The organism is Geomonas diazotrophica (assembly GCF_018919385.1).
Taxonomy (GTDB): Bacteria; Desulfobacterota; Desulfuromonadia; order Geobacterales; family Geobacteraceae; genus Geomonas; species Geomonas diazotrophica.
In genome coordinates this window covers 1-23,941 of the sequence record NZ_JAHLMF010000006.1, presented here as the reverse complement: position 1 = coordinate 23,941, position 23,941 = coordinate 1, and the positions used below count along the sequence as shown (strand labels likewise).

Genomic DNA, 23,941 nt, shown 5'->3' with positions numbered 1-23,941 from the left:
ACCTGTTAAACTGCATCTGTTGCAAGTTCACGGGGCACATCTTCCTTTGTGTCCTCTGTGGCAAGAGCTTTTGGGGGGTCCGAATGAGAATCTACGCCGCTTCCTACCTGCTGCCGATTTCGTCTCCGCCGATAGCGGGCGGTGCCCTGGCCGTGAAAGACGGGCGCATCGTCGCGGTCGGCAAGGTCCACGAGCTCCGTGCGCAGTTTTCCGCTCCGGTCACCGACCTGCACGAGTCCGTGATCATGCCGGGCCTGGTGAACGCCCACACCCACCTCGAGCTCACCCACTTCCCCGCGTGGAAGCTGCGCAAAGAGCTCGACTACCTCCCCAAGCGCTACGTCGAGTGGATCCAGCAGGTGGTGAAGATAAAGCGGGCCCTGGAACCGGGAGATCTGGAGCATTCGGTCCGGGAAGGGATGCGGCTTTGCCTGGAATCCGGCACCACCGCCGTGGGCGACATCCTCTCCGATCTCTCGCTCGTTCCCCTGTACCGCGACACACCGCTCACCGGGAGGCTCTTCCTGGAAGCGATCGGCCACGACCCGCTTTTGTGCGACACGCTCGTGGCGCGGATTGAAGCGACGCTCGAGACGTTGCAGGGGGGACTCCTCCCTGGCCTCTCCCCGCACACCCCCCACACCGTTTCCGGAAAGCTGTTCCGCTGCCTGCAGGCCCTCTCCGAGAAAATCTCGGCGCCCAAGGCGGTGCATCTCTCCGAGACGGCCGACGAAGCCCTCTTCATGCACGACAGCAGCGGCGCCATCGCCGAACTGCTCTACCCCATGGCGCATTGGGAGCAGTACCTGCCGCACCCGATGCGCACCACCTCGACCCGCTACCTGGACGAGCTCGGCGTCCTGGATTCCGCGACCCTTGCGGTGCACGCCGTCCACGTCACCCCGAACGACGTCTCCATCCTCAAGGAGCGCGGCGTAAGCGTCGTCCTTTGCCCGCGCAGCAACGACCGTCTCTTCGTCGGCTGCGCTCCGCACAAGCTCTTGAAGGAATCCGGGCTGCAACTGGCCCTCGGCACGGACTCGCTTGCCAGCAACGATTCGCTCTCCCTTTGGGACGAGATCAACTTCCTCCAGCAGGTTGCCCCCGGCGTCTTCAGCTGCCAGGAGCTGCTCACCATGGCAACGCTTGGGGGGGCGCGGGCGCTGCGTATCGACGCCGACACCGGGTCGCTGCAAGCCGGCAAACGGGCCGACTTCCAGGTCCTCGGCGGCTGCAACCACGACGCCGGCGCCGGGATCGAGTCCACCGTCCTGGCCAGGGGGCGCCTGGAGCGGGTATACCTCGCGGGAACAGCGCGGCCGTAAGGCACTCCATGCGGGGTGAGGCGCCGCGCCTTTTTATGCGTCCAGGACGTCCCGCACCGTTCGCAACAGCTCCATCGGCTGAATCGGCTTCATGATCAGGTCGATCCCCTCCTCGGGCACCCCGCGGTTCTTGATGAAATCCGCCGTGTAGCCGCTGGCGTACAACACCTTTACCTCAGGGTCCAGCTGCGCTATCTCGTCGTAGGCTTCCTTGCCGTTTTTGCGCGGCATGATCAGGTCCATGAGTATCATGGATATTTCGTTCCGGTGCGCGCTGTACTTCTCGACCGCATCCTGGCCGTCCACCGCCTGGATCACGCGGTACCCGAAGCGTGTCAGCACGGACAGGACCAGGTTTCGTACCCCCTCGTCGTCTTCGGCGAGCAGTATGGTCTCGCTCCCCCCCCGCGGCGGCGCGGCCTGCTTGGCGCTCTCCTCGTCCATGACCCGTTCGGCATGGTAGATGGGGAGATGGATTCTGAAGGTGGTGCCATGTCCCGGTTCGCTGTAGACGTTGATGAAGCCGTTATGCTGCTTGACGATGCCATAGACGATGGCCATGCCCAGTCCCGTTCCCTTGCTGATTTCCTTGGTGGTGTAGAACGGCTCGAAGATCCTCTTGCAGGTCTCCGCGCTCATGCCGCAGCCGGTATCGGTGACGGTCAATACCGCGTAGCTGCCGGGCCTGATCAGGCCCGATTCCTGGTCCAGCGGTGACTCCACCACCTGGCTCCCCGTCTCGATGGCGAGCACCCCGCCTCTTGGCATGGCGTCGCGTGCGTTGGTAGCCAGGTTGAAGAGGACCTGCTCCAGCTGTCCCAGGTCGGCCATGACGTACAGGGGGGCCTCGCTCGGGGTCGTCTTCAGGTGGATGTCCTCGCCTATGATCCGCGCCAGGAATTTCCGGACGTTCTCGACGATGTCGTTCAGTTTGACGGGGGAGAGCGTGATCACCTGCTTGCGGCTGAAGGCGAGCAGCCCCCTGGTGAGTTGTGCCGCCTTCTCTGCCGCGGAGAGGATATGGTCGATTTCCTCCTGCTGCCGGTCGTCCAGCCTCTCATCCAGCTTCAGGATGCTCCCGTAGCCGCTGATCACCTGCAGGATGTTGTTGAAGTCGTGGGCCACCCCTCCGGCCAACTGCCCGACGGCCTCCATCTTCTGCGCCTGACGCAGTTGCTCCTCCAGTTTCACGCGCTCGGACACGTCGAGGAAGCTTATTACGGCGCCTTCGATCACCCCGTCGTTGAGGATCGGGTAGGAGGAGTATTCCACCGGGAAGGAGGTGCCGTCCTTGCGCTAGAACACCTCGTCGCGCACGGTGCACCCTTCTCCTTCGCTGTAGGCCCGGAAGATCTTGCATTTGGCCACCGGCGCGGGCATCCCGTCGGGGAGGGTGTGGTGGATCGTGTCGTGCATGTTCCTGCCGATCAACTCGTCCAGGCTGTAACCGGTGAGCTCAAGGCAGGTCTTGTTGGCGAAGGTGCATCTGCCGGTGGTGTCTATGCCGTAGATGGCGGCATGGGTGGAATCCATGATGAGCCGCAGCTTCCTCTGGTTGGCCACGGCCTCTTCCTGGGCCGCCTCGCGTTCCGCCACTTCCTCCTCCAGGAGGACGGTCTGTTCCCTGAGCTGTTCCTGGGTGATCTCCCGCTCGGTCACCTCGTGCAACAGTTCTGCGTTCTTCTCCTCCAGCCGGGCCGAATCCTTCGAGACCCGGGAGGCCCCGGCCAGGATCAGGCCGACCCCCGCGATGCCCATCAAGAGGAGGGTGGCCGTGGTAGTGGCAAGTATGCGGCTGGAGCCTGCCGAGACGATGGCCAGCGGCACGGTCACGCTGATGCCGCCGCGGATGTCCCCCTTTCGGTAGCCCTGCGAGGCATGGCATCTCAGGCAGGAACTCTCCACCTTGAAAGGCCGCATGAGCCTTACGAAGCGGTGCCCCTCGACGGAGACCACCTCGCTCACCTCCTGCTCCCCCTTTTCGAAGGCCTCCAGCGCCTTTCGTTCCCAGGGGTCGGGGGCGTTTGCACCTCTGATCGGGTTCAGGCTGGTTATGTGTCCCTTGGCGATCTGTTTTTCGGTCTCGGCCAGTTCGAAGACCTGACGGGTCATGTAGGCGGGGTTGATGAGGGTGAGCTCCTTCCCCGAGGGGGTCTTGATGTCTCGCTCCGGGATGTGGGAGAGGTACGGGTTGGGCGGAGTCGCGGGGGTGACGGGGACGTAGACGCCGCCGCGTTGGGAAGCCCACTTGCGGTAGAGGAGGTCCTTCTCGAAGGCGATGCGGGCCTGCGCCTTGGCGAGTTCAAAGAGGTTATTTCTGTACTGTACGTAGAACCAAGCCAGCGAGACGGCGATGAAGAGCACCCAGAAGAAGCTTATTGCCAGCGCGTATCGTCGGGTCGTGAAGAGTCGGGAAAGCATCTAGTAGCACCGCCTGGTCTGAGTCGGTATTGTTTCGAGTGATCACCGCTATAGGATAGTAATTCGGCAGGTTGCCGATACAGGTTTAGTGATAATCGTTGGGGTCCTTTTTGGAAGAGGCCGCCTCGCGAAAGATCCTCTGCTGCTCTGCCGCGCAATCGGGGCACATGCCATGGCTGAACATGGCGTCGGAATGCTCGCTGAAGTACTTTTCGAGCTGTTCCCAGGATTGTTCCTCGGTGCGTATCTTCTTGCAGTAGGAACAGATGGAGATGATTCCTTCCAGGCGTTTGACCCTCGAGATTGCCGCGTTCAGTTCCTCGTTTTGTTGTCTCATCTCGTCGCCGTAGCGCTTCGCCTCCGCGTGGAGCAGGGCATTGACCTTGCTCTTGTACAGAAACCGCGCCGAAATCAGCGTCATGGAGGTGAACAGCAGCAACAGTACCAGCCCCCCGACGGCTTCCTTGCGCCAGGAGGTCATGTAGTCGACGGGTGAGAGGGTGGCGAAGATGTAATAGGGGTATTTGGCAGCCTTGCGGAAGGTGACCATGCGTTCCATATTGTCCCGCGCGAACACCGTCTTGTAGGTAGCGGTGACCGGATTCGCACGAACCATGTCGCGCGTCTTTTGCGAAACCACGTCGGAGCCGATCTGGCTGGCGGCCTCTTTCCCCTTCGGGTTCAGGGCGATCAGTTTGAACTCCGCGTCCCTGATGCCGACCGCGCCGTTTTTGCCGATATCGAGGTGAGAGAAAAGTTTGTCGAAGAAGGTGACGTCGAAGGTCCCTATCGCCGCGCCCGCGAAGGTGCCGTCGGGGTTGTTGACGCGTCTGGCGACGGCGACTCTCCACTGGCCCGTGACTTTTCCCTTGAGCAGGTTCGACACCACGAGTTGCAGGTCGGGGTCGCTTCTGAGTCTGCTGAAATACTGGCGATCGCTTAAGTTAACCGAGTCCGCCGTGTTGTCGCTGCCGCAAAGCACCGTTCCGGAACTGTCGGCGATGACAATTCTATCCAGTTCCGGCAGCACCCGGATCTGCTCCCTGGCGAACAAGCTCAACGACGCCTTGTCGATGCGGCGCGAGGAGAGGTGCCTTTCCGTCTCGGTGGCGACGGAAAAAAGGACGATGTTCATCTTGTCGAGGATGTCGGAGACGTTGGCTTCGAGAGACTTGGCGAGGTTTTGAGTAGTGACTTCAGCCAGCTTGTCGTAGTGCTTGCGGCTGTTGTAGAGGGAGGTTCCGACGATGAGGTAGACAAACAAATTGACCAATATGATTCCGGCGACGAGGCTACTGAAGAAACTGTCCTTCTCTTGTCCTGGTTCGCCTGCTGGTAGTGGTCTATTCATTCCGGATCTGCCCAGTGAGTGATGTTTAAATTTTAATGCCGAATTCAGACTCAGATTATACAGCACTTCCCATCACTGTCATTGCAGAAGGGGTAGGATTCTTCACCTTCACGTCTGCTTGTTGTCACTAAGCCGTGGTCCGGAGGGGGGTGTCTCGCCCGGATTTTGTACCGGTTTTTCCCCCTGTCCATTTGCGGGGTAATCTGATATGATGTCCCCTTATGGGTGAGAAGCTGATTTGCAACAACAAGAAGGCCTTCCATGATTACTTCATCGAAGAGCGTTACGAGGCGGGCATGGTGTTGCAGGGGACCGAAGTTAAGTCTCTGCGCAACGGCAAGGCCAACCTGAACGACTCCTTTGCCATGGTGAAGAACGGCGAAGCCTTTTTGCACAACTTCCACATCAACCCGTACGATTTCGGCAACCGTGAGAATCACGATCCGGACCGTATGCGGAAGCTGTTGTTGCACAAGAAAGAGATCGTCAAGCTCTTTTCCAAGATCCGGGAGCAGGGCTACACGCTGATTCCGCTCAGGGTTTATTTCAAAGATGGCAAAGTAAAGACCGAGTTGGGTCTGGCGAAGGGCAAGAAGAACTACGACAAGCGTGAAGTCATGAAGGAGAAGGACATGCGGCGCGACGTCGTGGTCGCGCTGAAAGAAAGAAACCGAGGATCCAGGGACAGGGACTAAGTTAAAATTTTAGGTTTTACGGGGGTGTAAAGGTTTCGACGGGGGTAAGAAGCTAAGGTTGCATGCCGAGGTCCGGGTGGCTCGTTAAACAATCCGGGACGCATTAAGCGCCGACAATTACGATTACGCTTTAGCAGCTTAATAACCTGCTAACGTTCTACCTGCCATCTCCCACGTGGGAGGATAGAACGTCATTCAGTGGGATAGTTTCAGGGAGAGTCCGTGGCCCTGCGGCGAAATTTAGCGGAATCGGCAATCGGGAATCCCGGCCTGTGGAGTCCCGAGCGGCTAAAGTAAAAACAGGTATAAGCATGTAGACGCCTTATGTGTACGATTCTCGGACGCGGGTTCGATTCCCGCCACCTCCACCAATTGAAGGTCCTCCAAGGACCGGAGAAGTGTAAAAGCCCTAGACATTCTAGGGCTTTTTCTTTTTCAATTGTCCTCGGAGATTTACTGTTGTATCCTGAGATCCACTCTTTTTAGGGGTACGCAGTGTAGTGATCTACCCCAAAGGCAAACTCGATACCCCCAAGCAGAGGTAAGTGATTATGCCCAAAAGGATACTCCCCCTTTCGGAACAGCAGGTAAGGAAGGCAAAGCCCCAGGCAAAGGAAGCGAAGCTGTTCGACGGAAAGGGATTGTTTTTGCTTATCACCCCATCGGGTGGAAAGTTGTGGCGCTTCAAGTATCAGTTCGGAGGTAAAGAAAAACTGCTGGCTTTCGGCTCTTATCCTGAGGTGTCGTTGGCTGACGCAAGAGAGAAGCTCGCTGCAGCACGTAAACAGGTAGCAGCGGGAATCGACCCTTCAGGAATGAAGAAGGCTCTCAAGGCCGCCCAGGTGGCTGCTTCCGAAAATGCTTTCGAGATCGTAGCGAGGGAGTGGCATACGCGCTTCTTGAATACATGGACAGTCGGTCACGCAGACACGATCCTTAAACGCCTGGAGCGTGACGTTTTCCCGTGGCTTGGTGATCGGCCGATTAGTGAAATTGAGCCGCCTGATGTCCTAGCCGTCTTACGTCGAGTAGAATCACGCGGTGCGCTTGAGACCGCACACCGCATAAAAACCATCTGTGGACAAGTCTTTAGATATGCGGTCGCAACTGGACGGGCAACGCGGGACGTGGCCGCCGATTTGAAGGGAGCTCTTCCTCCCCCACCCGAAAAGCATCATGCCTCTATTACTGATCCCAAGGAGGTCGCGCACCTAATCCGTGCGATCCAGGAATACGAAGGAGGCTTCGTCGTTAGATGCGCCCTTCGTTTGGCCCCGCTTTTCTTTGTTCGCCCTGGGGAATTACGGCAGGCAGAATGGTCAGAGGTGAACTTTGATGAGGCACTATGGACGATCCCCGCAGAGAGAATGAAAATGAAAGCGGCCCACACGGTTCCGCTGTCGTCTCAAGCGCTAGAGATTCTCAAGGAGTTGCACAGTTTCAGCGGTAGAGGGCGCTACCTCTTCCCATGTGCGCGGTCGGTGGCGAGGCCGATGAGCAATAATGCGGTCAACGCCGCGCTGCGGCGGATGGGCTTTGACAAAGATACAATGACTGGACACGGTTTCCGTGCGACGGCCAGAACCATACTCGATGAGGTTCTGAACATCCGCCCCGACTACATCGAGCACCAACTCGCCCATGCCGTTAAAGACCCCAATGGCAGGGCCTATAATCGTACAGCCCATCTGGCGGAACGCAGGAAGATGATGCAAGTGTGGGCTGATTACCTAGATGACCTGGTGGCCGGGGCCAGGGAGATCCCACTGAAACAACGAGGGCAAGAATAATTGCCCGCACTCTAAGCCAATAGAGTGCGCTGCCAAGTATGGTTTGGCTATTATCTGGAGTCTGAGATTGCGCTGATCAAAGCCACACGGCGAAGAAGGACTTATTTTTTGGTGAAGACGTTCCCTAACCAACCCTTGTATATCGGGTCGAGAAAGTAGTTGTCGCCCATCGGCCTGCATCGGGAGGACTTTCGGGAGGACTTTAAGTCGGGGGCAATGAGCAGTGGGAGGAAAAACATCCCAAATATGCCGAACGCAGCAACTCCGCTCCAACCAATCTGATATAGGATGAAACCGGCTGCAAAAACCAGGAATGCAACTACGAGGCAGAGGCTGACAAGGAAAACCAGGTAATTGTCATCTTGCTTTTTCATTTGACCCTCCACAGCGTGACTCCCCATTGGGCCTGTATCTAAATTCGAGTTGTGCTGCTGTTCTGCGTGAACACGGCAAGGGGGACTACACATTGCTTACCAGAAACCTCCAACTGCGAATGATCGTATGGCAGCGATACTACGGGTTGCGTTCGGGTTCATCCACTCCTGCCGCTCCAAGTCGAGAGGTAATACCAGGCCAACAGGGAGACGCCTCCCAAAGAGCTTAATCCGCCTACAACCAATACCACATCAATTCCAGAAATGCTTGTAGGTAGCAGCCTCATAGCCACTAGTACGATGAAAATGTCGATGGCCAATATGGCCACGCCAGCTGTGATTCTCTTCATATTCGCCCCTTCTTGCCCCTTAGCTGGTGCTCTCTCTAAAACCAATTCCCTTTCTGAGAATTAAGCACAAGTTTATTGGCTCTATCCCGTTTCCGACTCCGGTAGTCCAAAAGGGCGACGGTGCTAAGGAACACCCCCATGTAAATCCCTGAGACAGCAAGAGCATCAAAGCCATGTAAGGTTTTAGGTAACCATGGCAGTAGTGCAAACGCTATAGCTGCTTCTAAAGTCGCCACTGTAACAATGCCTGCCATAATTCCCCCTCGGTACCTACGGTACTCGTATCCCATTTTGAGAAACCCATCTGCTTTTTGATTTGCCGCTTGAATCTAAGCTCGAGGCGTTCCGCTGCTATCCTGTTGAGCACAATAGTAATACAGGACAGCAATAGGACTGGCAACATTGAGAATCGCTATCGCAGCTAGGAACTGAGTCAGACCACGGGAGGCGGCACGTCCCCTCATCTCTGGTACAAGTTCGGTACTGAGCACTGTCAAAAGGAAAATGCCAATGGTGAACGTTAGGATGCAGACCGGCATCATCCACTTTGGCTCTTTCATGTCTTCTGGAATAAGGTTTTCCATCCCCCCCCTCCTCTCGCATGTCTTAACCCTACCAAAACCATTCCACTGGCCCATCTTCAGCTGTCACCGAAACGGATCGGCTCCTCTCATTCTCCAGTTCGAAGTGCAGCCGAATATCCGTAACGATCTTGCCAAGGAGTCTGTCCTCGCTCGCCGTGAGTGGTAGGCGTCGTTTGATAATTTCTATGCACTGTTCAGCTATGACTTTTGACTCAGATTGCATTTAAATCACCTATTCTGCAATTTTTAACCTGATTTGAGATTATTACACAAAAAACATACAGTCAACAACTTTGCTATGAATTCAATATTTAAATTGAATAAAATAGTACACGGTCGAGGTTCGACAGTGTGCAAAACAGTACAAACAACATTAATTATATAAAAGCTCATAAATTTAATATTTTATACTGTAAAATAGTTTTTTATTGGTGTTGATTTTGCAAATTTAGTCCATTACAGTGTCTATCAGGTTCATAACGTACATTATCTAACACAGCAATGAGGCTTAAAACGACGTCGGGAGGCTACTATGGCACAAATCACATTACCTCAAACAGGGTTCGTACGGCTGTCAACAGTTTTAGCTCTACTAAGTGTCTCACGCAGCCATTGGTATAGCGGAGTCAAGTCTGGGATTTACCCAAAGCCAGTGAAGTTGGGTAAAAGGATTGCTGTATATCGCGCAGAGGAGATTAGGAGCTTAATCGAAACCGGATCTGCACAGACTGAAGCTTACGAGGGTAGATAAATGGAGTGGTTTAAAGTCAGTTGTAATCTGATTCATCATCGAAAAATCGAAATGATTCGGAAAGGTCAGAAAGGGGACAGCCTAGCGCTTCTATGGATAGTGTTATTAGCAGAAGCAGGTAAATCAAACCACGGAGGCTACTTGATGATATCTGACACAATGCCCTACACCCCTGAAACAATAGGAGTGGTGGCTAACATGCCGCTGCGAATCGTTCAGAAGGGGCTTGAGACATTCTCAGTGCTAGGGATGATCGACCAGGACGAGGGGGCCGTGTTCATAAAGAACTGGGCCAAGTACCAGAGCGAGGACAAGCTAGGGGCCAGGCGGGAATCTGATCGAAAGCGTAAGCAACGCCAAAGGGACAGCGAACGCGAAAAAATTTTCTTGCCGAGTCTCACAACCGCGTCACGTGACAGTTGTCCATCGCTGTCACGTGACGTCACACTGGAGAACAAAGAAGAGCACAGACTTGAGGATACAACACAAGAACACCTGCGTGTGTTGTTCGCTGGCACTCCGTTTCTCAAAATCCTTGATTCGGAGTTGACGTCTTTTTGCAAGACCTACGGAGAACAACGTCTTGTTGAAGCTGCAGACGTTGCTGCGGAGACCTGGAGGCGACGCAAAGGAGATGTCGGCAATCCTGCTGGGTATCTCAGATCTTTTTGCGTTGATCTCATTCTTCCAGGTTGGTACGTGGCGTTTGAGACTCGAAATGCAGCCATCCAGGCCCGCGAACGAGAGAACGCTGCACAGGAAGCGGAGCTGGAGGAATTGCGTAGCAAGGAGCGTGCAGAAACGGCAGCTCGCAATGCTTTTTGGGAATCCCTGCCGAAGGAGGACCGGCAAAGGTACGAAACCTCTGCTCGAAGTGAGTTACCTTCGGCGTTGGCATCTTCCCTGACGACCTCGTGCGTGGAAACGGCTAAGTTTCTTGCATGGGAGGACGCCTTGCGGTCGCAACAGGACCGTGTAGGAGGTGCTGATATTTCCTCGTGTCTGAATGAGTGAAACCGGCGGCGGGGCTTCGCCCCGCACGCAAATTCGCGCTGTCGCGCGAATTCGAAAACTGAGGGGGGGACCAAAGGTCATATGCCGTATTGTCCCTTCGAATCCGTTGCACAGGTGCAAGAGAACGTGGCTCTCCGTGCCCCCCCTAAGTTTCCGCGCTATGTCAGCCTTCGCCGACATAGCGCGGAATCAGCACAGGCGACCTTTTTGGCAGATTGACGCGACAAAATACGGAGGACAGAGCAATGAGCAGGATCGATGAGACATTTGATGCTCCAGGTGAGTTGAGACGGGTGATAGCTTTTCGTGCGGAATTACGCCGCAAGAGGTATCGCAAGAGTTGCCTAGCTAAATACCGCTCGGAACTGATTGCTATGCGGGAAGCTGGGGCATCATGCGCTGACTTGGCAGAGTGGCTACGATTATGCCACCGACTTAAAGTGCATCGCAGTTCCATAGATCGTTTCCTGAAAACGCTTCCAGAACTGGGGCGGGCAGATACGATACGTCGAGCGGAGTTGTGCGGATCGGAGGGCGCATGAGATTTCGATCAGTTAAATCACAAGCAGAGCACGCGGTTTCAAACAAGGTGGCTCTTGGAACTGGACGCCACGATCACAGGGATGACGGAAAGATCCACAGTGTAGGAACCGCGAGAGGATATCAACAGGCTCTCAAGGGATTCGCTAACTACATCCAGAAGAACCGGTTTGGGAGCCTTGGGGACGCCACGCGAGAAACGGCGATCCGCTATCTCGCTGAAAGGGCAGAAGCCGTGTCACAGAAGACATTAGACTTGGACCGGCAAGCCATCCAAATGCATCTGGGGGAACGCTTAGATGTGGTGAAGAGCGCGAGGGTTACCATCCTCTCTACCCGCAGTTACACGCCAGCACAAGTTCAACGAATCGCTGCTTCACAGTCAGAGAGGAACAGTTTGGCAACTAAGATCGCTTATAGTGCAGGGCTCAGGGCCCATGAGTTATTGACCATTCGACGAGAGGAGGAACGAGCCCCCTCAAGTCACAGAGAATGGAGTACAAGGCGCTTTTTAGGTAGAGACGGGGTCAGATATACCGTTGAAGGCAAGGGGGGACTCATCCGTGAAGTCCTCTTGGATAAAGCACTCGCGGTGGAACTGGAATCAAAACGCCTTGCCGTACCTAACCAGATTGTTGACCGGGTGGTGAGATACTCGCAGTTCTACAACATCGGAGGCGGCAGGACGTGGAGCCAGAGCTTTTCCGCAGCCAGCACTCGGGCCCTTGGATTTTCCAATGGGGCTCATGGCTTAAGGCATAGCTATGCCCAGGAGAGAATGGATGAGTTGCAGCGAGGTGGGATGCCCTATGACAAGGCGAAGGCTATAACGGCCCAAGAGGTAGGGCATTTTGAAAAAAAAACGACGGAGGCATACCTGAGATGAACAACAAACATTTTGTTATCCTGACTGTATTAGCCTTTGTGTCCCTTATCTGGTTAAAGTGGATCATTCTACCTGCGTATGGCAGTAATGTCTTGACGACAACTACACCTTTTTACCTAACTTTCATTGAAGCAGCGTGGTGTCTAGGGTACGTTATGTCAGAGGGAAAATCAGCCAAAAGAGTTAGGGTTGCCGAGGATTGGGCCCGTTTTGCGGTCCAAACTAGTAATGATATCATGAATGATGCAAGTGCAATGAGTGAATTTTATTCAGGTCTTGGCCGTAGTATCGATGAGGGAAATAAACTTAATCGAAAGGAACGCGATAATATCAAAACGGAACGAAAGGCAATAGCAGAAGAGATGGAAGCCCTTATTTCTCTTAGATCTGATCATAAGGACTATGAAGAGTTGTCTATGCGATTGAAAAACTGCGAGAAGGACAAAATAGGTCTGCAGGAAAAGCTAAAACGGCTTAAACGCAACATGCAAATAGAAAAAACGGAAGATGAATCAGAAATTTCTGTTTGACATTGTACCCATAAATAGGCAGAATAGGACCATTATTTGCGTACCGTGACGCTTTGTCTTTTTGACACACGGATTGGCCCTGCAGAGCCGACGCAAGTGTAAATCTGCCTATGGTTCTATCCAAACCGGCACGTGTTGCAAAGGGTAGCAGCGGCGAACAGTCCCACGCTGGATAATCAGGGGGCGAATCGGGAAGGAGCTTCCCGCGGTGGTCTAAATTGAGACCATCGGCCACGGCAGCAAGCTGACCGTAGCAATCTAAAGCGACGCGGCCGTAGTCTCAGAAGGACCTCTTTCGTAACTATCTTCTAAAACTCCTCTCAGCGCCTTTGGCGCTGAGAGGAGTTTTTTTTTTGGGTATTCAGAATTTGTGATGTATAGCGTTACGGGCAGCCTAGTTGGAAAAGACGTACAAAACCATATTGCATGATTGATGGTAGGTTCTGTCTACGTTATTATTGTAAACCATATTTTGTGATTTATCTGAAGGGCTCGCGACGGTGTCCGATCGGCGCAGCCAGTACTCCCGCATCAGAAAATGTAAGCCGTTCACCGAGAGTTCTCGCGTCACCCTGCATCCATCTCAAGTTCTATCAAGGGGACTGCGCACACCAAGGAATGTCTTGCTGGTGACATGGGTATAGATCATTGTTGTTTTGATGTCATTATGCCCGAGCAGCTGCTGAATGGTTCTGATGTCGTAGCCGTTTTCCAGTAGATGCGTAGCAAAACTGTGGCGAAGGGTATGTACCGTTGCCCGCTTACTTATGCCAGTTTTGGTAACTGCTTGTTTAAAGGCTTTTTGGAAGATTGATGGATGGAGAAAATGCCTCCTGACGATCAGTAGGCGAGGGTCAACAGCTAAGCTTGGCGCCGGGAAGAGCCAGAACCATTTCCATTCCTTGTCAGCGTTAAGGTATTTTCTTTCGAGAGCATTCGGCAGATATACCCCTGGCACATTTTGAGATCGATCCTGATCGTAAACCTTCCGAATTCTAGTTAAATGTGCCGCTAAGTCGTCTTTCAACACATCCGGAAGGAGTGTAGTCCTGTCCTTGTCGCCTTTACCCGATCTGACTGTTATGGTTCCTCGATGAATATCTATGTCTTGGACCCTAAGGCTGAGGCACTCCGTAAGCCGCAAACCTCCGCCATACGTTAGCATGGCCATTAACCGCATTGTACCGTTCATGTGATCGAAAACCTGACAGACTTCGTCTGGGGAAAACACAACAGGGAGCCTCCGTTTCTTTCTGGCCCTGACAGCATCCAGGTCTGCTACTTGTTTCCCCAGGCCGTGTCGATATAAAAACAGGAGGGCATTCAAAGCCTGATTCTGAGTTGATGCGGCAATTTTTTTTTCGACCGCCAGATACGAGAGAAAGCCTCGGATATCGTCGGTCGAGAGATCATCAGGAGCCTTACCATTAAGAAATCCTTGAAATTGCCTGCTCCATCCAGTATAAGTTTTCTCAGTGTTCAGTGATAAGTGCTTGAGCCTCAAAACCTTAATCATTTTTTCGGTGACTCGATTCCATTCCTTTCCTTCGTCACTTGTCGGCGCAGGGCGTTGACCGTATCGCGAAACAAAATACGTGTATAACCGTAATGCCTGTTCAGCTTGCTTGACCTGCCAATCTTCACGAGTGTTTTCCAACATATCAAGAAACTGTTTTTTCTGCTCGGCCGAGAGGGTTTTGTCAGTGGGACACTTGCAAGCGGCGTAGCAATTTGTAACCCACTTAACGTAATAAGGAATTTGTTTTTGCTGGACTGTTCCATTGCTGATTAGAAATTGTTCAAATCGTGCAAACATAAAAATCCCCCTTTTTTATGCAGTTGCGGTATATCCCCCCCATTTGAGGCCAATATATTGCACCACTGTGACATAATATGTCGCTGTGGTAGGGTGATTTTGAAAAATTTGGGTAGAAACAGAATAAATAAAAGATTAAAAGCGATGCGGTATATCCCCTAGTTATGCGAGAAGAATGATGAATAAAGATGAAGATGACTACAAGGTAGTCTTTCGAGGAGCAACAATCTCCAAGAAGGAGGCCAAACGGGTCAGTGTTACTCTTTTTTTTGGAATAGTCGGCATTATCTCAATCGGTTTGACGCTCGGCTTGACGAACAAAGTCTTAGTTTTTGTGCTGTCTTTTGTCCTCGCACTCATCGGGTATTTCGGTATTGCGAAACGAATTTACAAATAATAGAGGGACGCATAACCAGGCGCTCAGACCGCGACCGGGCGCTAAGGCTGCCCGTCAGGTCAAGCGCTGACCCGTTGGGCAAGGACACGAATGAAGATAAGGCCGATTATCATATTGGCAGCATTAATGTTTGCTCCACGAACCGCATTAGCCTTTATGGATGCTCCAACTGTCACTGTTACATTTCCCTCATACCTCATTATTCTCGTGCCATTGGTTGTATGTGAAGTTGTTTACCTTTCCAGAAATTTTGCTGAAAAGAAATTTAAGGTCTTGAAGGTTGGTATTTCAGTCCACCTGCTTGCGGTTGTATTCATGGTCTTGGAAAGTTGGCTTCATACTTACGTGCGACACCTTGTTATAGAAGCAATGCATTTCAAAACCACAGGAATATTTACAATAATTCGAAATCCAGCATCAGCCTTAGACGTGATTTTCAGCCTTACAATTGGATCAGTAGTCTTAATACAAGACGAAGCATATCGATGGTTGAACGTTCTAGTGATCATGGTGTTTTTACTGCCGACATTCGCATTGTCCACGTTTTTAGCTGCGAGGTTCTTCCAAACGGTTCTTCCCGAAACTGATAAAATGACCGTTAAATCAACTCTTACTCAGATAAAAAGCATCGAATACGGAGTACTAGTGATCGTGTCATTTTTGTATCTGAGCTTCGTATATCAACTTTAAACAACGCCCAACAACGTGCAGCAGCAGTCTCCGCTTCGCTCCACTGCTGTGCTTTCCCACGTTAGGTGAAAATAATCATTTTAAGGATACAGATATGGCCTGTGAAGTCTGCCGTGATGTACAAGAACGTTTAGACGTGCCACATGTCATCAGGAAGTGTACGGCATGTGGTAGGGAAATGCATATTGTTGAACCAGGGGAACATGGTAAAGGTATTAAAATATCAGCCGGTGACACTTTCATTATTCCTGAGGGGTACATAAAGCTTTCACTCAATCCACTAAAAAGCTCTGCTAACTTTTCTACTGCAGGGTTGGAGTGGTTTGCTTCGCAAATATTTATAGACGGACTACCTGACAAAGAAGAAACCTTTTTAGTCGATATTACTGCACTTGAGGCTCAAATTGATACTATTGTTAACTCATCGGAGCTAATTCAGCCTCTTGACATCAATAATCCAGATCATATTGAAAAAATCTTAGAGATACTTCTTGGGCAAAAGCATCGTCCTGAATTCTGGGCAATGTTGTCGGGACACTTTCTGGCAGTCGCACGTGATGCTCGTGAATCTAATGATGCAGAGAAAGCAAGTTGGGCAACGGCATGTGCGGAAAGATGCCGCGCTATGCTCATCTATAAACAGCATCTTGAAGAGGTTGTTTGGATGGGGCACTCTGCAAAGCGTGTTATCAACGTACTTCAGATTTGGGACTCAAATCAAAAACAAGGAGATGAAGAGTTTTGGCAACTCACTCTTAGCGAGCATTCTTATGTTCTGTCACAGGTTTTCGCTGTTCCAGTAGTATTCGTAGGGGAAAAAGCATATGTCGGAGGAATGAGAGTTGATCGTAGCGAGGCAAAGTTCGTTGATTATTTATTCTCAGCTGAGTCATCCCGCGAGTCACTTCTTGTCGAAATAAAAACACCTTTAAGCAGGCTGCTAGGTAGTCGGTACCGAGCTGGTGTTTTCGCGCCATCAGCAGAACTAACAGGTGCAGTTGTGCAGGTGTTAACCTATCGCACTGAGCTTATTCGTAATCTTCAATCTGTAACAGATGGATCTGCTGTAACTCTTCAGGCATTCGCCCCAAAATGCGTCCTGATAATTGGCAACGCACATGCTGAGTTGAATACCCCGGAAAAAAGGCGATCATTCGAACTGTTTCGCGCATCATGCGAAGTGGAAATTGTTACCTACGACGAACTCTTTCGGAAGGTAGAAATACTTGCACAGTTATTTAGCTTACAACGCACTTCTGCAACAGCACAAACAACCAAAGCCACCTAACCATCGGCACGACCCCTCTCCCTACGGTCGGGGGTCAGCCTCAGCCCCGTTGAAACAGGAAAAATGGAAAAAGCCATAACAAAAATAATATTGGGATTGATTTTGGTAACCGGTGTTTTTTGTCTATGGATTTTACGTGGCCGTCCTTCATCATTTAGAAGCGAATTTAACAAAGAAAATGACGCCCGTAATGCCTTAGCTCTCGTATTTCTCGTAGCTGCAGTGATAGCCACGATTATCTACATAAACAATCGATAGGAATTAGTGCACCAGGTGTAAGCGTAAATGAGCCTTCATGGGCTACATCACCACCTGCCGACAGCATACAAGACAGTTTCAACCAGGACGGTGGAGCAGTGAAACGTGCTCACCGCCCACTACGTTATGCGAGAAGAATGATGAATAAAGATGAAGATGACTACAAGGTAGTCTTTCGAGGAGCAACAATCTCCAAGAAGGAGGCCAAACGGGTCAGTGTTACTCTTTTTTTTGGAATAGTCGGCATTATCTCAATCGGTTTGACGCTCGGCTTGACGAACAAAGTCTTAGTTTTTGTGCTGTCTTTTATCCTCGCACTCATCGGGTATTTCGGTATTGCGAAACGAATTTACAAATAAAAGAGGGACGCATAACCAGGCGCTCAGACCGCGACCGGGCGCTAAGGCTGCCCGTCAGGTCAAGCGCTGACTCGTTATGCCAGAGAATCTAAACGGAAACGAGATGGGAATTAAAGATGGATCAAACTAATTCACCCCGAGTTTTGTGGGGCGCAAGTGTCCTTGCATATGCCGAAGTCGACGATTCAATCGAGTATGTTGAACGTGGTTGTTTTTTTGTTAACGGCAAGTTGCTCGGACCAGTCCCACGGCTTGCAATCTGCAAACTCCCGGATGAAACAGAAATATTGGTCGAGCATTGTGACAGTGAATGGAATTCATTGGGCGTACAAGGAGGATTCCGTACTGTTGAGGAGGCGAAAGCAAGAGTGGAACGTTCCTACCAAGGTCTTATGAATAAATGGATTGATACTGAGGAGCTAGGAGACAAGGCATAACCAGGCGCTCAGACCATGACTGGGCGATAAGACCGCCCGTCAGGTCAAGCGCTAACCCGTTGGCCAGACAAAGAAGAAAATAAAACAAGATGAATAAATCCACAAAAATCATTGTCATTCTGATTGGTTTCACCATCCTGTCTACATGGGTTTATCCGCTAATTCAAGGTCTTTGGGCAACGCTATATATTCCATTCACGTCGAGTCTCCCCCGAACAAAACTGGTTTGTGGAGCATGGTTGTCAGCAGGAGCGGCAACGGGTTCGGTCATTATTGCGTTCGTTCTTGCGTGGCCGCTAGGATACCTGACAAAAGAAAGGCCATTTATTGTCGGTGGGGCACTTGGAGTGGTCGGGACGGGGCTTAATCTTTACAACTTCCCGAATGTGATTGAGCAGTTCAACTGGTTTGTCGGGACAATATCAATTATCGAACACCTTACGTTCCTAGTAGGATGCATGCTATTTGCGTGGTGGGGAAGTGCCATCGCTAACAGGAAAATGGCCAACTAGACGCTCAGACCATGATCGGGCGATAAAGCTGCCCGCCAGGTCAAGCGCTACGACGTTGTACGAGGAAAAATGAAAGACGGATTTTTCAAAAAAGAAGCGAAGATAATGTTATGGATGACCTTAGTGCCTGCTATTGGTGTCGTCGCAGCAATAGTCATTCCTTATTTGACAAAGCATCGAGAAAGCCACCCTCCAGTCGTAGCGGTAAATGCGGTAAAGGCCGACAAGGTCCTAATCGAGAAGAGAATGAGAACTCTCACCCTGTCGTCAAACGGAGAAATCATAAAAACATATAAAGTGGCATTAGGAAGAAACCCAGAGGGAGCAAAGGAAAAGGAAGGCGATAATAAAACACCTGAAGGCATTTACACCATCGACACCCGCAATACAAAAAGCAGTTACCACCTTGCCCTTCATATCTCTTACCCAAATGCACAAGACATTCAGCGTGCAAAGCAGCAAGGAGTCCCACCGGGCGGCAGCGTCATGATCCACGGTATCAGGAACGGATTGGGCTGGATTGGCAAATTTCACAGATGGTTAGACTGGACGAAGGGCTGCATTGCCGTAACTAACCAGGAAATTGATGAAATCGGAGGATTGGTGGCGAACGGAACTCCTGTAGAAATAAAACCGTAACGTACAACCAGCCCCATGGACGCCGACCGCCGAAAAAGCCCGGCGGGCGGGTCATGGGGACACCCCGTTAGCTTTAGGAGAAATAATGCGAAGATGGATTAAACGCATAGCGATATCGCTTGGATTGTTATTTTTTCTCAGCTCTCTTGGATTAAGTTACTGGCTTGTTTTGGGTGGGGGGCGTTACGAGTTCTATCTTCCATTTGCCGCCAATAGAGCAATGAAACACAAAGACTTTATTTCAGCTGAATTTTACGCAGAAGAAATGTTTAAATCAGCTGCAAAAAGCCCTTGCGGCTATAACTACGGAAATGCAGTTCATGATGCAAATATAGTTCTCGGTTTAATAGCAGTCGAAAATGGAAATATAAACGAAGCAAAATCGTATTTACTGAAAGCGGGCAAAACACCTGGTTCTCCTCAACTCAACACTTTTGGGCCTAATATGGTGTTAGCCAATAAACTGTTAAAACGAGGCGAGAGAAGCACTGTAATTGAGTACTTAAACCTATGTAAAATGTTTTGGAAAATGGATGATGGAAAACTAAGCCGATGGAAAGCAGAAATTCAAAAGGGGCAATCTCCCGTTTTGGCGCGTGATTAAGAAACATCTTACCGGATGTAGTTAACCAGGAAGATGCACCTGACCAAAATGCCGTCAGGGGATCTCCCGCACCGTTAGACCCAAGGACACTCGATGACTGACATAAGCATCCAGCACAGACCTGGGTTGGAACATCATATTCACCAAGGCATGGCATGGCTATCATCCAGCGCTGAAGGCGAGAACACTGCGGCGATCTCGTATGCCGCATTTGAACTGCGTCTTGCCGTGGAGCGCCTTGCTGTCCACTACTGGGCGACCTTGCTCGACCGAAAGCCCGAAGAGCATGACTTACGCGACATAGAGTCCTTCAAGCGGGTCGAGCACCGGATCTACGAACTCGCTGGTCACCAACGAGAGATAGATGGGCACTTCGAGTTCATGCGTGTCGTACTCGTCGCTTTGAAGATCGATACACCGCTCGACACTCCTAAGATAGGTAAGCTTTCAAAGTATTGGCACGAATGCAGCGAGTTCTGCCACATCGCGTGGCCGTTGTCATGCTCAGTACCAGAAATGCGAAAGGCTGCATTCTACATACTTACTGATGTCGCTCAGTCGCTTTCAACCCAAGTTGCTAGTCTCGGATGGCCGGTTCTCAAGGATGCGGCATTTGCCGAGCTTCGCCGTAGGTTTCTAACCGGTGAGGCAAAAGCTGACGATGTTCTCGCTTATGTGAAACGAACCGGCCTTTGGGCGCGAGTCGAGTACAAGGACGGCACGCCTTCACATTTCGTCGGTGAACCCGTGCCGCCGTGTGCCTCTGAAGACAACATTGATTCCAAAATTTTGGTCTAACCAGCGGGGGCAGTGGGCTTCGCCACTACCCCGCAGCCTCGTTGGGGATTGAAAAGTTAACGGATCAAAAATGTTTAGCGAAGAATACACACGAAGGCACTGGCGCAGATTCGCCGTCCTGATAAGATGCGTTGGGATCTGGTGGGCGATTGGAGGAATTGCCTTCATTTCTTGGGGCGTCTTCTTTCGTTTTCACCCAGAAGGGGGAGACTTCATTACATCCATCCTCACTGGGACGTTCGTGTTGGCCGTTGCCTCTGGACTGCTATTGCTGCGCCCATATAGGCCCGATCTCGGTGATACGGTCGGTAAATCTACCGGCGGCTCGCGAAAATGGTGGACCGGGGATCTAAAAGGCTGAACCAATTAGTGAAATTACTGTTGGATTGGGGAGGCGAGTCAATATGGCCAAGCATTCAGAAATGGATAACTGCCAGCGATAGATCCCAACAAGGCCAGTGGACCTGTCGCTAAAACCCGCGCCGGTCACCGGCCAGCCGTTGGTAAGGTATGAGATGGACTCTGCAGAGGTTATAGAACAAATCAGGGCTGCATTTGCAGGCGTGACACTTGAGGATGGGATCGGCATTCTTGAGAGCGACGCAATAGACGGGTGCGTGAGCGACAAGAAAAGAGAGCAAGCCAGAAATAACGATTATAGGGAAAATTGGGAGACTATTCCAGATGAAGTGATAGCTGAAAATTATTCGGCGCTTTGCTTTATGGACCCAAAAGGCCTGCGATTCAATTTGCCTGCCTACATGATCTTTGCTCTTAAAAACTACCGATCTAGTGCCTCTGCTTCGGTTGACGCTCCTATTTATGCTCTGCAGAAGGAGCCAGAAGAGTTGGAACAGGCATGGAAAATATTCACGAAAAGCCAGAGAGAGGGTATAGCCAACTTCCTGAAGTTTATGATCATAGAAGTTGGTGAAAAGTGGGTTGACTCATGGCAGGCATCCCTCGCTTATGAAAAGACTTGGTTCAAATATGACAGGGAGTAAAGATTCCCAACCAGCCGGTTAGACACCGCCCAAGGCGGGTCAACCGGGCACACCGTTGGACAAGATCAAAAGAATCGCAGAGGCGCAGTGGTATGGAACCCAAGAAAATATTTGCGAATGGATGGGATGTTACTGAAGCAACGATAGTTGTTGCCGCTGTAATCATGACCTATTTGAGAGTTGATGGTCACTACGTCATCTTAGCTTTCGGAAGCTTGTCTCTTGTGTTGGGGCTAGAGCCACTGGTGAAAAAGCAGATTTATGTGCGCGGTAAAGTCTATACAAGGGAGAACAATCCAACTAGCTACTACTCAATGGTTTCAGTATATCTCGTTACTGCAGCCATTTGTTTCATAGTGACAGCTGTAGTTTAGACGAGTTGATGCCCGTTCCAGAGTAATGGCAGATTACGGCCATCAACAGGATGACTACTTTTGAGAGGAAATGCAAAGGATCCCAACAACGACCTTAGACGCGGACGGCTAGCGCCGCCGGTCAAGGCCGCCCCCGTAGTCGTGTGACTAAAAGTAGAGCCAAGGGGGTTTGTGTGGCGGATGGAGTTTTAATATTTAAGGGGATGAAGGTCGGGTTTTTGCCTGGGGACTTCAGTATCTCAGTAAATGATAACGGTGAGAAATCTAAATCAGCATCTGAGTCCATATCTGAAAAGTGGAATGAAAACTCTGAGCTTCAAAAAGAGCTGTTGATGGCGGAGCTTGCTCCATCCATGCAGGTATTTGTCTCTTGTGGTATTGGCCTTGACGCACTGTATGACACCCTTCGACCTTACGCAAAGATCAGTTCTCAAGAAATTGAAGCATGGCGGAAAAATAAGACCTCCAGGGCCAAACAAATTGTTGAAATGCTCAGGCGCACACACAAGCTGAAGCCCGACGTTTTGAATGATTTTAGTAAATGTATAAGTCAGGTTATTAAGTACAGGGATATGGCGGTCCACCCATCACAAGAATTGAAAAATGCATGTACAAGGCCCGATATTCAAGTTGGTGTTGATTGGAAGTTTTCCGCGTACCGTTTCTCAAACGCAGAGTGGTGCTTAACCAATACAATCAACATGATAGTTTACCTTTATGAACATAAATCTGGTTCAAATGAAGTTGACGAAAGCATCTCCAATATTGTTGATGCACTTGAGGAGTTGAAGGTTGTTCAACGTAGCGCCTAACCACTCGGCGGCAGACGGTCTTCGCTTCGCTCCGCCGCTGCGCCTCGACCACGTTGGACCTCAATTACCCCGGAGTTGATATGTCTATGCGAAAAAATCAGCTCACATCGGCCATGGCGTTAATTAGTTTTGTGATCAGTATGGGGTTGTTTTCTTTAGGCCTATATTCGCTTGAAAGTTTGGGCACCTGCATGCTTATTTTACTTGCCTCGATTATTGCCTTAGTCGTTTCATTTTTCTTTATTGGAAGTTTGCGGTGTGAATATTGCGGCAAAAAACTTGAGATCGAGTTATTTCCTTCATACAATCCACTTCCTAAGTTTTTTCTTTGGACAGGTGCTGAAGCACGATGCAGCCGCTGTCATGAGAAAGTTTGATCTACTTGTAGGGGGGGCAGTGGGCAGAGACTTTAAATGACGTCAACCACGGCCTTAGACGCGGACGGCTGACGCCGTCGGTCAAGGCCGCCCCCGTTGCTGTAGATCAGGTATAATCCAGGAGATCCGGTCTGGTGCGGGCTCAGTCGTAGTTAGAGAGGTGAGACAAGAGAGCTAATGTCTTTCTTAAAGTCCCTCGCCACGGCAGATTTGGTCTGCGTTTTGGGGTCTGTTTAGGGGTATTTATAGGGTGTCTATTTTTTAAAGCCAATAAAATCAATTACTTTTAGATATTTTTGGATGGACGCCACCTCCACCAACCTCCGCCAAGGCTCCGGTTGGCTCTAACGAGCCGACCGGAGCCTTGTCTTTTGCGGAGGTTGACCACCGTAGTTGCCTGGCCGTGCCAGGCGTTTAACGAAGGTGGGCCTCCGACCTTTTGCAGTCTTTTATTACACGCGGGCGTGATGTTACGCCCGCCGTCTTTCTGCCTATAGTCCACCGTAGTTACCTGGCTGTGCCAGGCGTTTAACGAAGGTGGGCCTCCACCTTTTGCAGTCTTTTATTACACCCGGGCGTGATGTTACGCCCGTAGTCTTTCTGTCTAAAGTCCACCGTAGTTGCCTGGCCGTGCCAGGCGTTTAACGAAGGTGGGCCTCCGCTGGTTTCCAACTCCATTACCTTCGGGCGTGGTTTTACGCCCGTAGTCTTTTCCGGACTATAGTCCACCGTAGTTGCCTGGCCTTGCCAGGCGTTTAACGAAGGTGGAATTGCCTTCCCGCAAAACCAAGATAAAATCCCCCTAATCCCCCCTGCGTGGAGGCCCCCCCCCATGAAATACGTCTGGCCTATCTTCGCAATAGAGGACACGTTAGAAACCCTTATGCTGCCATCTTCAACTCCTGCTGCTCGAACTCTTCTGGGGAGCAATAGCCAATGGCAGAGTGTAGCCTCTTGCGATTGTA

27 protein-coding genes and 1 other RNA gene are annotated in these 23,941 nt (G+C 51.1%); 20 read left to right on the top strand and 8 right to left on the bottom strand.

From position 1 onward, the window contains the following. The first annotated feature begins 83 nt into the window (after positions 1-83). Positions 84-1,325, top strand: a complete 1,242-nt coding sequence (locus KOM00_RS07420) for an amidohydrolase family protein (protein WP_216498289.1) — start codon at positions 84-86, stop codon at positions 1,323-1,325. 33 nt (positions 1,326-1,358) lie between these two features. On the opposite strand, the gene KOM00_RS07415 is transcribed toward KOM00_RS07420, so the two are convergent. The 3 genes from KOM00_RS07415 to KOM00_RS07405 all read right to left on the bottom strand — a co-directional run bounded on the left by KOM00_RS07415 (position 1,359) and on the right by KOM00_RS07405 (position 5,019). Next, positions 1,359-2,597 (bottom strand): ATP-binding protein, encoded by a 1,239-nt coding sequence (locus KOM00_RS07415; RefSeq protein ID WP_328758162.1) that lies wholly within the window; start codon positions 2,595-2,597, stop codon positions 1,359-1,361. A 24-nt stretch (positions 2,598-2,621) separates the two neighbouring features. Continuing rightward, positions 2,622-3,746 carry a c-type heme family protein gene (locus KOM00_RS07410; protein ID WP_216498288.1) on the bottom strand — a complete coding sequence of 375 codons (1,125 nt, stop codon included), beginning with the start codon at positions 3,744-3,746 and terminating at the stop codon, positions 2,622-2,624. 85 nt (positions 3,747-3,831) lie between these two features. Then, the gene (locus tag KOM00_RS07405) at positions 3,832-5,019 is read right to left on the bottom strand and encodes a cache domain-containing protein (RefSeq protein WP_216498287.1); all 1,188 of its coding nucleotides are present in this window, start codon (positions 5,017-5,019) and stop codon (positions 3,832-3,834) included. 299 nt (positions 5,020-5,318) lie between these two features. Here KOM00_RS07405 and smpB point away from each other — a divergent pair, with 299 nt between their 5' ends. The 3 genes from smpB (at position 5,319) to KOM00_RS07390 (ending at position 7,582) form a co-directional block, all read left to right on the top strand. After that, complete coding sequence (gene smpB, locus KOM00_RS07400; RefSeq protein ID WP_199391107.1) at positions 5,319-5,792, top strand: SsrA-binding protein SmpB; 474 nt, start codon at positions 5,319-5,321, stop codon at positions 5,790-5,792. Between the two features lie 20 nt (positions 5,793-5,812). After that, positions 5,813-6,163: a transfer-messenger RNA gene (ssrA, locus tag KOM00_RS07395) on the top strand. Positions 6,164-6,343: 180 nt separating this feature from the next. Continuing rightward, positions 6,344-7,582 carry a tyrosine-type recombinase/integrase gene (locus KOM00_RS07390; protein WP_216498286.1) on the top strand — a complete coding sequence of 413 codons (1,239 nt, stop codon included), beginning with the start codon at positions 6,344-6,346 and terminating at the stop codon, positions 7,580-7,582. 101 nt (positions 7,583-7,683) lie between these two features. Here the strand turns inward: KOM00_RS07390 and KOM00_RS07385 are convergent, their stop codons facing one another. The 3 genes from KOM00_RS07385 to KOM00_RS07375 all read right to left on the bottom strand — a co-directional run bounded on the left by KOM00_RS07385 (position 7,684) and on the right by KOM00_RS07375 (position 8,890). Further along, positions 7,684-7,956, bottom strand: coding sequence for a hypothetical protein (locus KOM00_RS07385; RefSeq protein ID WP_216498285.1), 273 nt, complete (start codon positions 7,954-7,956; stop codon positions 7,684-7,686). Between the two features lie 158 nt (positions 7,957-8,114). After that, positions 8,115-8,306 (bottom strand): hypothetical protein, encoded by a 192-nt coding sequence (locus KOM00_RS07380; protein WP_216498284.1) that lies wholly within the window; start codon positions 8,304-8,306, stop codon positions 8,115-8,117. Between the two features lie 329 nt (positions 8,307-8,635). Further along, positions 8,636-8,890: a hypothetical protein gene (locus KOM00_RS07375; RefSeq protein WP_216498283.1), complete on the bottom strand. Its 255-nt coding sequence runs from the start codon at positions 8,888-8,890 to the stop codon at positions 8,636-8,638. A gap of 532 nt (positions 8,891-9,422) precedes the next feature. Here KOM00_RS07375 and KOM00_RS07370 point away from each other — a divergent pair. The 4 genes from KOM00_RS07370 to KOM00_RS07355 all read left to right on the top strand — a co-directional run bounded on the left by KOM00_RS07370 (position 9,423) and on the right by KOM00_RS07355 (position 12,611). Next, positions 9,423-9,641: a helix-turn-helix transcriptional regulator gene (locus KOM00_RS07370; RefSeq protein WP_216498282.1), complete on the top strand. Its 219-nt coding sequence runs from the start codon at positions 9,423-9,425 to the stop codon at positions 9,639-9,641. Next, on the top strand, positions 9,642-10,655 hold the full coding sequence (locus KOM00_RS07365; RefSeq protein WP_216498281.1) for a phage replisome organizer N-terminal domain-containing protein: 1,014 nt from the start codon (positions 9,642-9,644) through the stop codon (positions 10,653-10,655). A gap of 538 nt (positions 10,656-11,193) precedes the next feature. Beyond that, on the top strand, positions 11,194-12,081 hold the full coding sequence (locus tag KOM00_RS07360) for a site-specific integrase (protein WP_216498280.1): 888 nt from the start codon (positions 11,194-11,196) through the stop codon (positions 12,079-12,081). After that, positions 12,078-12,611 (top strand): hypothetical protein, encoded by a 534-nt coding sequence (locus tag KOM00_RS07355; protein WP_216498279.1) that lies wholly within the window; start codon positions 12,078-12,080, stop codon positions 12,609-12,611. Before KOM00_RS07360 ends, KOM00_RS07355 begins: the two co-directional genes overlap by 4 nt. A gap of 583 nt (positions 12,612-13,194) precedes the next feature. Here KOM00_RS07355 and KOM00_RS07350 read toward each other — a convergent pair. After that, positions 13,195-14,427 carry an integron integrase gene (locus KOM00_RS07350; RefSeq protein WP_328758157.1) on the bottom strand — a complete coding sequence of 411 codons (1,233 nt, stop codon included), beginning with the start codon at positions 14,425-14,427 and terminating at the stop codon, positions 13,195-13,197. A gap of 487 nt (positions 14,428-14,914) precedes the next feature. On the opposite strand from KOM00_RS07350, the gene KOM00_RS07345 reads away from it, so the two are divergent. The 12 genes from KOM00_RS07345 (at position 14,915) to KOM00_RS07290 (ending at position 22,976) form a co-directional block, all read left to right on the top strand. Beyond that, the gene (locus KOM00_RS07345; protein ID WP_216498278.1) at positions 14,915-15,514 is read left to right on the top strand and encodes a hypothetical protein; all 600 of its coding nucleotides are present in this window, start codon (positions 14,915-14,917) and stop codon (positions 15,512-15,514) included. Positions 15,515-15,608: 94 nt separating this feature from the next. Then, positions 15,609-16,802, top strand: coding sequence for a Shedu immune nuclease family protein (locus tag KOM00_RS07340; RefSeq protein WP_216498277.1), 1,194 nt, complete (start codon positions 15,609-15,611; stop codon positions 16,800-16,802). Between the two features lie 356 nt (positions 16,803-17,158). Continuing rightward, positions 17,159-17,419 carry a hypothetical protein gene (locus tag KOM00_RS07335; protein WP_216498276.1) on the top strand — a complete coding sequence of 87 codons (261 nt, stop codon included), beginning with the start codon at positions 17,159-17,161 and terminating at the stop codon, positions 17,417-17,419. A 116-nt stretch (positions 17,420-17,535) separates the two neighbouring features. Continuing rightward, the gene (locus tag KOM00_RS07330) at positions 17,536-17,856 is read left to right on the top strand and encodes a hypothetical protein (protein WP_216498275.1); all 321 of its coding nucleotides are present in this window, start codon (positions 17,536-17,538) and stop codon (positions 17,854-17,856) included. An 89-nt stretch (positions 17,857-17,945) separates the two neighbouring features. Beyond that, on the top strand, positions 17,946-18,368 hold the full coding sequence (locus tag KOM00_RS07325) for a hypothetical protein (protein WP_216498274.1): 423 nt from the start codon (positions 17,946-17,948) through the stop codon (positions 18,366-18,368). A gap of 69 nt (positions 18,369-18,437) precedes the next feature. Next, on the top strand, positions 18,438-19,007 hold the full coding sequence (locus tag KOM00_RS07320) for a L,D-transpeptidase family protein (RefSeq protein ID WP_216498273.1): 570 nt from the start codon (positions 18,438-18,440) through the stop codon (positions 19,005-19,007). Between the two features lie 85 nt (positions 19,008-19,092). Beyond that, entirely contained in the window at positions 19,093-19,611 is a 519-nt protein-coding gene (locus KOM00_RS07315; RefSeq protein WP_216498272.1) for a hypothetical protein, read from the top strand. Positions 19,612-19,704: 93 nt separating this feature from the next. After that, entirely contained in the window at positions 19,705-20,409 is a 705-nt protein-coding gene (locus tag KOM00_RS07310; protein ID WP_216498271.1) for a hypothetical protein, read from the top strand. 515 nt (positions 20,410-20,924) lie between these two features. After that, complete coding sequence (locus tag KOM00_RS07305) at positions 20,925-21,413, top strand: DUF6714 family protein (RefSeq protein ID WP_216498270.1); 489 nt, start codon at positions 20,925-20,927, stop codon at positions 21,411-21,413. 92 nt (positions 21,414-21,505) lie between these two features. After that, positions 21,506-21,787, top strand: coding sequence for a hypothetical protein (locus KOM00_RS07300; RefSeq protein WP_216498269.1), 282 nt, complete (start codon positions 21,506-21,508; stop codon positions 21,785-21,787). A gap of 173 nt (positions 21,788-21,960) precedes the next feature. Next, a complete protein-coding gene (locus KOM00_RS07295) occupies positions 21,961-22,599 on the top strand; it encodes a hypothetical protein (RefSeq protein WP_216498268.1) in 639 nt (212 codons plus the stop codon). Between the two features lie 80 nt (positions 22,600-22,679). Next, positions 22,680-22,976: a repressor of yield of DENV family protein gene (locus KOM00_RS07290; protein WP_216498267.1), complete on the top strand. Its 297-nt coding sequence runs from the start codon at positions 22,680-22,682 to the stop codon at positions 22,974-22,976. An 881-nt stretch (positions 22,977-23,857) separates the two neighbouring features. Here the strand turns inward: KOM00_RS07290 and KOM00_RS20995 are convergent. Next, a partial coding sequence (locus KOM00_RS20995; protein WP_407931683.1) for an IS3 family transposase occupies positions 23,858-23,941 on the bottom strand: 84 nt, incomplete at its 5' end.